We start from the raw sequence: 8,893 nt of genomic DNA on the forward strand, positions 1-8,893 counted from the left end.
CCCAATTCCCAATCTCTAATACCTAATACCCAATCCCCAGTCCCTAATCCCTTTAGAGGTGTCATGGCTTATGAGATGAAAAAACAACGAGCGATCGCAGTTGATTTATTCGCTGGTGCGGGCGGTATGACTCTTGGCTTTGAGCAAGCTGGTTTTGATGTGCTGGCGTCTGTGGAAATCGACCCGATCCATTGTGCAACACATGAGTTTAACTTCCCTTATGCGAGAGTGTTATGTAAAAGTGTTGTGGATACTACCGGGGAAGAAATTAGGAATCGGTCTGAAATTGGCGATCGCGAAATTGATGTGGTTATTTGTGGCTCACCATGTCAAGGATTTTCCCTAATTGGTAAACGGGCTGTTGACGATCCTCGAAACTCTTTGGTATTTCACTTTCATCGACTGGTTATTGAACTAAAACCGAAATTTTTTGTGATGGAAAATGTCCGGGGGATAACGGTTGGCGAACATAAACAAATCCTCCAAACATTAATTAGCGATTTTAGAATTCACGGCTATAAAGTAGAAGAAAATTATCAAATTCTCAACGCTGCAAATTACGGAGTACCACAGTCCCGTGAGAGATTATTTCTTATAGGTGCAAGGGAGGATGTAGAGTTAGCGAAATATCCTCAGCCGATTACTAAACAAGCTTTACTAAATAATTTAAATTCTCAAAAAATATCTGACATTCCATTGAGTCCTACAGTATGGGATGCAATTGGAGATTTACCTGAAATAGAACAATATCCAGAGTTACTAACAAGAGATTGGGTTGTTGCAGACTATGAAAAGCCTAGTAACTATGCTCTTGTACTTCGCGGTATCAAATGCCTAAATGATGATTATTCTTACAAACGAGAATATGATTTGCGAATACTTTCTTCAAGTTTAAGAACAAAACATTCTGCGGAAACTGTTAAACGTTTTCAGGAGACTCAACAAGGTGAGAGAGAAAAAATTAGTCGTTTTCATAAGCTACATCGTGATGGTGTCTGTAATACTTTAAGAGCCGGAACGGATAAGTATAGGGGTTCTTTCACATCTCCGAGACCGATTCATCCATCTACGCCGCGCTGTATCACTGTCAGGGAAGCGGCGAGATTGCATTCTTACCCCGATTGGTTTAGATTTCATGTAACCAAATGGCACGGATTTCGACAAGTTGGTAACTCTGTACCACCGTTACTAGCAAAGGCTGTGGCGTCAGAAATTATTCGCAGTTTAAATATTTCGCCTTTTAAACCGAGTTTGGGATACAAGTTGCCAGAGGAGAAGCTATTACAATTTAATATGTCGCAAGCAGCACAATATTATCAGCGGGACTGGTAAGAATACACTTTGTAATATGTGCAAGGTTAGGCTAAGTCCAAGCACGGAAGAATGTACTATCTTCCCAGATATTAGCAGCCCGTTGAGCGATCGCTGTTAATTCTTCTTTTTTAAGAGGCACAAAAGCTCTCGCTATCTTGACATTATTCTCTAATTGTGTAACCGTCTCTGCTGCAATTACACAACAATTAACTCCAGGCTGAGACATTGTGTAACCTAAAGCTTGCTCCATACCTGCCAACCCACCTGATTTAAACAGCCGACCATAAGCCGGGACTTTCATCGCAATCACACCGACATTTTTTTCTTGAGCAACTGGCAGAACCACCGGGATAAATGGGTGTGGGTGGTGTTTGTCGGCAGCATTTACAGGAATCAGTGTAGTGTGAAAAGGATAGCGACGTAACCCTTCAGCAATTACTTGAGGGTCGTGATGTCCGGTGATCCCAGCAAAGCGCACCAATTTTTGTTCTATGGCTTCTTCTAAAGCTTTAATTGCACCAGATGGACTAAAGATGGTGTCAAGTTCTTCAGAAAAAGAGACGTGATGCAACTGCCATAAATCGAGATAATCTGTATTGAGACGTTTAAGCGATCGCTCCAATTCTCGCCATGCACCATCACGATCTCTTCGATCGGTCTTGCTTGTGAGAAACACCTTTGAGCGATGAGGTGGTAGCACTTTCCCTAAATAATCTTCACTCGGCCCATAACTAGCTGCTGTATCAAAGTAGCGGATACCAAGTTCCAGCGCTCTTTGAATAATTGCTGTAGCATCACCCTCTTTTCCTTCCCAGGATAGCGGCGTTTGTCCTGCTCCTCCTAACCCGAAGATCGGGAGTTTTACTTCTGTGCGTCCCAGTACCCGCTCTGGCATAGTTGCTGACGGTGTTGCGGTGTTGGTAGTATTTTGCTGTAAAGCATTAGTTGCCACAATACCTCCAGTCACAGCAATGCTGGTAATTAGGAAATTACGCCGCGTTTTTCCTTCTGTCATGATTGGGTTCGGGGGCGAAATTACTTTTATTATAAATTCTAGCTAGGGGGGATTAATCTCAGAAAGCAAAATTACTGATAGTTTAGGAACACTACGAAAGCGCCGATCGTTGGTTAGAAAAGTAGAACATTGAGTCAACAGTGCTGTTGCTGCATGGATAGCATCTGGTAATTTGATGTTAATTCTGGCACGAAGTTGAGCAGCTTCAATTAAAACCTGACGACTGACAGGAATCACTGTTAAATTCTGTGAATTTGTAATCAGTTTTTTGTAAGTTGTTTGTTGAGCTAAGTCATGATTTTGGAAAGGTTTTACCAATACTTCAGCAAGTGATAATTCACTAGTTACTACACTCAAGTTACCTCGATCAACATTTTGGAATAACTGAGTTAAATCTTGGACAAATACTGGATATCCTTCTAAAGCATAGATCCAAATATTCGTATCGAGGTATACCTTTGTTCCTTGAATAGCATCTAGAATTCCCATGCATCTCGTTCTTGGCGAATAAACTGATCCACTTCTTCTGGTGTAGCAAAACTGCCTTTAACAGATCCGATAAAGCTACTTAGAGGCTTTTCAGAATGCTTTGCGGGTGACTCCAGAAGTACAATCACTTCGACAGTTGCACCTGCTGGAAGTTCTGGAGAAGAGATTTCTACTACCCCACCAGTTTTGACGATCGCCTGTTGCCTGAGTCCATTAAGCATGATAATTTATCCTCATTAGTGTCAGAATATCGCACTCCTTTTTCTAGTTTAGCTTTGAAGTGCGATCGCGCTACTTGCCAGCGATCGCATTTTTATCAGCGTAGTTAAGATTTTTCTGATATTCTATGATTTTTTGCTGGGCTACTACATAATTGGGGCTAGAAGATGGCACGTTTTTCATAAGTGCGATCGCACCTTTCCAATGACTCACAACTGTCTTCCACTCATCTGGAGATTTTGCTGATTGAGTCAAGTTAGCTGCATTAATTGCTTTACTTACTGCCTCTCGAAATGTATCAGTTTCAAGTAACACTATCGGCGAGTCTGAAGTCACTGGTGAGGGTGTAACTAATACAGGCTTTGATGGTATTTGTGTTGGAATCTTAGAGGTTAAGGGAAGTATTTCTACGAATTTTGAAGAAAAGTATATTCCTAGAGAAATTGAAAATATTATAAAAACGAACAAAAACTTTTTATTTAAATTACGATACTTCCGTCGAGACTCCATTATTAAATTTTGCCTATTATTCGATAAAATATTTGATTTTGTTGTGTGCAATCCCATTTCTCCACGCAATTTATCGAGTTCTTTTTTTGTATGTTTTTCTGTCTCTAAATTATATTTGATTTATTGGTATCTTCTTCTTTATTACCAGAATAAACAAATATTATTCGGTATTTTACCAAATTTTCAATTTGATAAATCAATGCCCCAGTATAAATATAGAATAGTCCAAATATTAAGATGATATTATTGATATTTTCTAGTTGTATATAGTATTCAATTCGTCTGTCGTAGTTAGGATTAAATAATGGTAGAAGTATTGTAGAAAACAAAGCTGCTATCAATGTAGAAATTACAATTACAAGCCAAGCGTACAATCCTTCCCACCAACTCATTAATCCTGGTAATAATCCCTGTGTTGTACCTATTTCCGGTGCCTGAATTTCTGAGATAAATCGACTAATGAGCAAGTGTAAGCAGTGATGAGTTAAAGAAATTATCGGAATTGGAGATAAGATTAACAATATTGTAAATATTAAAAATAATTCCGGGCTACGTACAAAATATACGATGTCATAACCTAGCTTTCCAGTATTTTGAACTATAAATATAATAACTCTCAAAAATAGAGTCAAAATCAATGCTTTGAACCAAGAACTAGGATAAGGAAACCATAAAGGCCAGTAAAACGTTTGTAGCTTTTGCTTAGTAACTTCCTGAGTATTCGGCTGTTTCATAACCAATAACTAAATCCAAACAACTAAGATAATATCTTCCATCTCAGGATTCCCTATTTACAGGTAAAAGCAACATTTTCAAAATTTTTCCAATCCTATATTTAAAATTCATAGAAGTTTATTAAAATTATTATATAACCCCGTATTTTAGGTTCTATCTCTGCACCTATGCATGAGATAAATTAAATATTATCGTTCCTTGGTAATCACAGAGCTACCATTACTAATACTTACTTTTTGAATAAAAACGTTAGTAGAAGATGATAAAATATCAGTACTAATTTGATTAGCAATAAATTCAAAATCTTGGTTTGTTAATCCCTGCGCAGTATCGCCACTTAAGTTAATATAAATAGTTAGATTTTGAGGATTACTAGAAGAGTGTTCATCATCTACTGGTTCTAAATCAGCTTCTACCATGCCCAAATCAAACTCTTTACTCCAAGTCGGAAACTCCTTACCTGTTTGTTGTCCATAAATTTTGACTCTTTCAACAGATGCAGCCCCTAAAGCTGTTAACCCTTTGCGGATAAATGCAACTAAAATTTGCTGATTTAGTACTTGGGCAGATTCTAGCGTTACCTCTAAGCAAGCATCTTGGAAAGCAACTTTTGCGTTGATCCCTTTGGGGTATAAGTGGCGGTTCATCAGAGATGCGATCGCTTCTGCATCTCCCTGTTTTGCAAGTTTTAGAATATTTGGCTGTGTCATAACCAGTAAAAGAGAAAATCTAGAAAAATAAACTTATATTCTCAGGATTCCCTCTTGACAGCCTTAAGTAACACTGTAATGTAAGATATCAGCTAACCTGGGCTAAAATATTTAGTATAAAGATAGTCATTCACAGACTTTTACAAAAATATATTTCCCCTGTATCAACATCAAAAACTCTTGTTTTTGTGCTTGCCAAATTAACAGGATTAATATTAATCAGTTAATTCCAATTTTCAATATGAAGTTTTACCGAGATCGTGTTTGGCCTTCGACACTAGAAGAAGCCATAGTTATCCAAGAAACGCTGCAAAATCAAGTAATTACTGAAGATCAACTACAAGAACCTATTCAGTACGTTGCTGGTGTAGATATGGGTTTTGAAGCTGATGGAACAATTAGCCGTGCTGCTGTTGCAGTGCTGAGTTTTCCTGATTTGCAAGTAATCGAGACAAGCCTAGCACATCGTCCTACGACCTTTCCTTATGTTCCTGGGTTCCTCTCATTTCGGGAAATTCCAGCCGTACTCGATGCCCTGGAGAAAATTAACACAACACCAGATATCATTCTGTGTGATGGTCAAGGAATTGCTCATCCCCGCAGATTAGGTATAGCTAGCCATTTAGGGTTACTTATAGATATGCCGACAATTGGTGTAGCTAAGTCGAGGTTGATAGGTAAGCATGAAGAATTGGCAGAAACCAAAGGCAGCACACAACCACTAATATATAACGGTGAAACCATTGGGGCAGTTTTGCGATCGCGCACAGGAGTAAAACCTCTGTATATTTCCAGTGGTCATCGAATTAGTTTACCGACTGCGATTGACTATGTATTGCGCTGTACGCCCAAATATCGACTGCCAGAAACTACACGTGTTGCTGATAAATTAGCGTCGAATAGATAAAGCTTGTTGAAGTTTCTTCTAAATACTTGCTTGCACCGACTCAATCGTGTTAGGAATCGCACAGAAAGAAGTTGAAGTAGCTAAATACCACTTACGAAGTTAGAACAATGAACGCACTAACTTTACATTGGCACGATGCAGGCCAAGATAAAACTCAGAACATTTACGAACAACAGCCAAGTCAAAATCATGGCACTGTCCGCATCGGTCGCGATCCCCTCCGGTGCGATATTGTTCTGAGTCATCCTACTGTATCTGGACTCCACGTTGAAATATTTTTTCATCACCAGCAACAGCGCTTTTATATCAGGAATTTGCGATCGCAAAATCCCCCCGTTGTCGATGGACGGCAATTAGTCCAAGGTGAAATGCTTTTAACTGAGGGCAGTAGTATCACTTTAGGACAACTAAAACTCAACGTTACAAGCGTTTCCACGGGTAGTATTCCAGCAACAATTTTGCTCCCACCCAATCCAGCAGTAAATCTCGGACATCACCATCACCCACAAACACCCCCCGCACCACCGCCAGGAGTTTATGGCTTAGAATGCCCCAAATGTCATAAAGTTTCCCCAGCAGAGAATCTACAAATTGGCTGTCATTGGTGTGGGACATCTTTAGCTGCGGCTGTGAGTGTGTTGGTAGCACGGGGAAGTTGAGCAGGGGAGAAATCAATTCAAAATTCAAGTTGCGCTGGAAGCGCACCAAAGGTGCGACTCAAAATTCAAAATTGAAGATTCAATCCCCATACTCAATGCCCAATGCCCAATGCCCAATGACCAATGACAAATGACCAATGACAAATGACAAATGACCAATGACATACAAATCCAATTAAGTTGGGAAGAACCAGCGACGGGCGAACGGCGAGAACCACTGTTAAATGTGCCGATCGCTTTTGGTCGAGAATTTGCTCGCTTACCTGCTGAACATAGAGGAATGCGGGTTTCTCGGATGCTGCTTAACAGTAACGAAGTTTCTCGCTACCATGCCCTAATTGACTGGGAACAAGACCATTTAGTAGTGATTGACCAAGGTAGCGTTAACGGTGTCTATGTCAACGGTCAACCACAAACGCGTAGTGTTCTAGTTAATGGCGATACGTTGCAAATTGGCCCCTATCTGATTGCAGTGACATTTGGTGCTAGCGCCTCTGCACCAGATACTAGCCCCCCTTCAACGATTCACTTCAACGCAAATACCAATCGCCCAGACCCCAGCTTACCTGTACAGCCGCTAACGCCTGTGGCAAGTAATTTTCCACCATTGGCGTTTCAGGCACAAAAAGTCTCTGTGCAAGCACTTCATGCTACAGGATTACCAGTAGATGAATCTGATTATCTAGCGATCGGGGCGGGATTGGGTAGCTTTTTATGGACTGATTTGTTGCGAATTAGTGGTGTACCTGCTGACAAAATTGTGGCTTTGGGATTAGAGGCAGAACCTTATGCCCGTTACAAACGCCTCTGTCTGAATTCGCAAATTCCTTTATATGAAAGACTGCGTTCTAATTCTGATTCTTGTCCCGATAATATTTGGGGTTGGCCTAGTTATGCCTTGCGTGAAGCTTGGGGAGACTTAGCCAAAGGAGAGATCAAGTCAGCATTCAAGTATTTATGGCAAGTGTTTGCTGAACCAACATTTGCAGAAACTTATACTCCCCGTGCGGGCAATGTCTTTGATTCCATAGATAGGGAGACAAAGCGCATAGGCTGGAATCAAATTTATCGCTATGGGCGAGTTAGGGTAATTCGCAAAACTGATGACGGTAGATATTGCGTAGCCTATTCTCGCGGCCCGGGAAATTATGCTTTTTTAGTTAGTCGTTATTTACATTTAGCTACTGGATATCCAGCAATTCAGTTTCTCCCAGATTTGCAAGCTTATAGGGAAAAATATCAAGATTTTACATCTGTCGTCAATGCTTATGAAGCTCACGATCGCGTTTATGAACAACTAGAGCAACATGGTGGTACGGTATTGATTCGGGGGCGGGGAATTGTGGCTTCGCGGATTGTGCAGCGAATTTATGAAGCCAGAAAGCGAAATCGGAATATTGCAGTTTTGCATTTAATGCGATCGCCTAAACCCCAAGGTAACAAATTTCAAAATACCCAGCGCCTAGTCAAAAATCATTACGAATTTCAACCCTTTAACTGGCCGAAAGCCTGTTGGGGCGGCGAACTCCGGGCAATGTTAGAAAAAGCCACCCCCGATGAACGCAAGCGTTTACTAGCAGACTGGGGTGGAACTACTACCGCCGACCGCCGAGATTGGCAGCAAATTACTGCTCAAGGGTTAAGCGAAGGCTGGTATCAAATTACCTTTGGTGAGGTTTTGGATGTAGAACGAGATGCCCAAAACCGGACTATTACCCGTATCCGAGAGCAAAGCTTTGGGGAAAAGAAATTGTTCGCTGACTTTATTGTTGATGCTACTGGACTGGATGCCAAAGTAGATGCAAATCCCCTCTTGGCAGATTTGGTGAAACATTACAATTTACCAGTGAATCATCTGGGGCGATTGACTGTAGCGAACAATTTTGAATTAGTAGAAATGCGTAGCGATCGAGGTCAAATGTATGCTGCGGGGGCGATTACTTTAGGTGGCCCTTATGCCGCAGTTGATAGTTTCTTGGGCTTGCAATACGCTGCATTAGTCGCCGTTGATGGACTCGCCGCCGCTCGTGCGCCTGGAGTTCAAAGGTTGAATGTTTTAAGTTCCTTTAGTCAGTGGTTGAAGTGGGTGTTAAATCAATCACCTTAGTATTAGGGTGCAGGGAGCAGGAGGGATAGAGTATTTATTTGGTTGTTTTGAATAGCAAATCCCAACTTCGAGGGTAAAAGGTGCAACTTCGAGGATAAAAGGTGCAACGTTGAGGATAAAAGGCGCAACGTCGAGGATAAAAGGTGCAACGGCGAGGATAAAAGGCGCAACTTCGAGGATAAAAGGTGCAACGGCGAGGATAAAAGGTGCAACGGCGAGGATAAAAGG

The 8,893-nt window shown here is 41.0% G+C and carries 11 protein-coding genes; 4 read left to right on the plus strand and 7 right to left on the minus strand.

The genetic code is table 11. The features are described 5' to 3' along the window. Positions 1–63: 63 nt before the first annotated feature. Complete coding sequence (locus RM049_RS26585; protein ID WP_322706287.1) at positions 64–1,332, plus strand: DNA cytosine methyltransferase; 1,269 nt, start codon at positions 64–66, stop codon at positions 1,330–1,332. Positions 1,333–1,363: 31 nt separating this feature from the next. On the opposite strand, the gene RM049_RS26590 is transcribed toward RM049_RS26585, so the two are convergent. The 6 genes from RM049_RS26590 to RM049_RS26615 all read right to left on the minus strand — a co-directional run bounded on the left by RM049_RS26590 (position 1,364) and on the right by RM049_RS26615 (position 4,992). Further along, positions 1,364–2,329, minus strand: a complete 966-nt coding sequence (locus tag RM049_RS26590; RefSeq protein WP_322706288.1) for an aldo/keto reductase — start codon at positions 2,327–2,329, stop codon at positions 1,364–1,366. Positions 2,330–2,371: 42 nt separating this feature from the next. Beyond that, a complete protein-coding gene (locus tag RM049_RS26595) occupies positions 2,372–2,818 on the minus strand; it encodes a type II toxin-antitoxin system VapC family toxin (RefSeq protein ID WP_322706289.1) in 447 nt (148 codons plus the stop codon). Next, entirely contained in the window at positions 2,806–3,039 is a 234-nt protein-coding gene (locus RM049_RS26600; protein WP_322706290.1) for a hypothetical protein, read from the minus strand. The genes RM049_RS26595 and RM049_RS26600 overlap by 13 nt, the downstream gene beginning before the upstream one ends. Before the next feature lie 70 nt (positions 3,040–3,109). After that, a complete protein-coding gene (locus tag RM049_RS26605; protein WP_322706291.1) occupies positions 3,110–3,352 on the minus strand; it encodes a hypothetical protein in 243 nt (80 codons plus the stop codon). 299 nt (positions 3,353–3,651) lie between these two features. Then, positions 3,652–4,281, minus strand: coding sequence for a hypothetical protein (locus tag RM049_RS26610; protein ID WP_322706292.1), 630 nt, complete (start codon positions 4,279–4,281; stop codon positions 3,652–3,654). 189 nt (positions 4,282–4,470) lie between these two features. Continuing rightward, a complete protein-coding gene (locus tag RM049_RS26615) occupies positions 4,471–4,992 on the minus strand; it encodes a hypothetical protein (RefSeq protein WP_322685943.1) in 522 nt (173 codons plus the stop codon). A 241-nt stretch (positions 4,993–5,233) separates the two neighbouring features. Between RM049_RS26615 and nfi the strand changes: the two genes are divergently transcribed. The 3 genes from nfi (at position 5,234) to RM049_RS26630 (ending at position 8,665) form a co-directional block, all read left to right on the plus strand. Continuing rightward, the gene (gene nfi, locus RM049_RS26620; protein WP_322706293.1) at positions 5,234–5,899 is read left to right on the plus strand and encodes a deoxyribonuclease V; all 666 of its coding nucleotides are present in this window, start codon (positions 5,234–5,236) and stop codon (positions 5,897–5,899) included. A 107-nt stretch (positions 5,900–6,006) separates the two neighbouring features. Beyond that, complete coding sequence (locus RM049_RS26625; RefSeq protein ID WP_322706294.1) at positions 6,007–6,558, plus strand: FHA domain-containing protein; 552 nt, start codon at positions 6,007–6,009, stop codon at positions 6,556–6,558. Positions 6,559–6,709: 151 nt separating this feature from the next. Continuing rightward, positions 6,710–8,665 (plus strand): FHA domain-containing protein, encoded by a 1,956-nt coding sequence (locus RM049_RS26630; protein ID WP_322706295.1) that lies wholly within the window; start codon positions 6,710–6,712, stop codon positions 8,663–8,665. On the opposite strand, the gene RM049_RS26635 is transcribed toward RM049_RS26630, so the two are convergent. After that, the coding region (locus RM049_RS26635) for a hypothetical protein (protein ID WP_322706296.1) at positions 8,657–8,893 on the minus strand (237 nt) is incomplete at its 5' end. The genes RM049_RS26630 and RM049_RS26635 overlap by 9 nt on opposite strands.

The organism is Nostoc sp. DedQUE04 (assembly GCF_034530995.1).
Taxonomy (GTDB): domain Bacteria; phylum Cyanobacteriota; class Cyanobacteriia; order Cyanobacteriales; family Nostocaceae; genus Nostoc.

Bases quoted from the DNA above. Each gene is read 5' to 3' on its own strand.
- RM049_RS26585 (WP_322706287.1), top strand. From the start codon at position 64: ATGGCTTATGAGATGAAAAAACAACGAGCGATCGCAGTTGATTTATTC.
- RM049_RS26590 (WP_322706288.1), bottom strand. From the start codon at position 2,329: ATGACAGAAGGAAAAACGCGGCGTAATTTCCTAATTACCAGCATTGCT.
- RM049_RS26595 (WP_322706289.1), bottom strand. From the start codon at position 2,818: ATGGGAATTCTAGATGCTATTCAAGGAACAAAGGTATACCTCGATACG.
- RM049_RS26600 (WP_322706290.1), bottom strand. From the start codon at position 3,039: ATGCTTAATGGACTCAGGCAACAGGCGATCGTCAAAACTGGTGGGGTA.
- RM049_RS26610 (WP_322706292.1), bottom strand. From the start codon at position 4,281: ATGAAACAGCCGAATACTCAGGAAGTTACTAAGCAAAAGCTACAAACG.
- RM049_RS26615 (WP_322685943.1), bottom strand. From the start codon at position 4,992: ATGACACAGCCAAATATTCTAAAACTTGCAAAACAGGGAGATGCAGAA.
- nfi (WP_322706293.1), top strand. From the start codon at position 5,234: ATGAAGTTTTACCGAGATCGTGTTTGGCCTTCGACACTAGAAGAAGCC.
- RM049_RS26625 (WP_322706294.1), top strand. From the start codon at position 6,007: ATGAACGCACTAACTTTACATTGGCACGATGCAGGCCAAGATAAAACT.
- RM049_RS26630 (WP_322706295.1), top strand. From the start codon at position 6,710: ATGACCAATGACATACAAATCCAATTAAGTTGGGAAGAACCAGCGACG.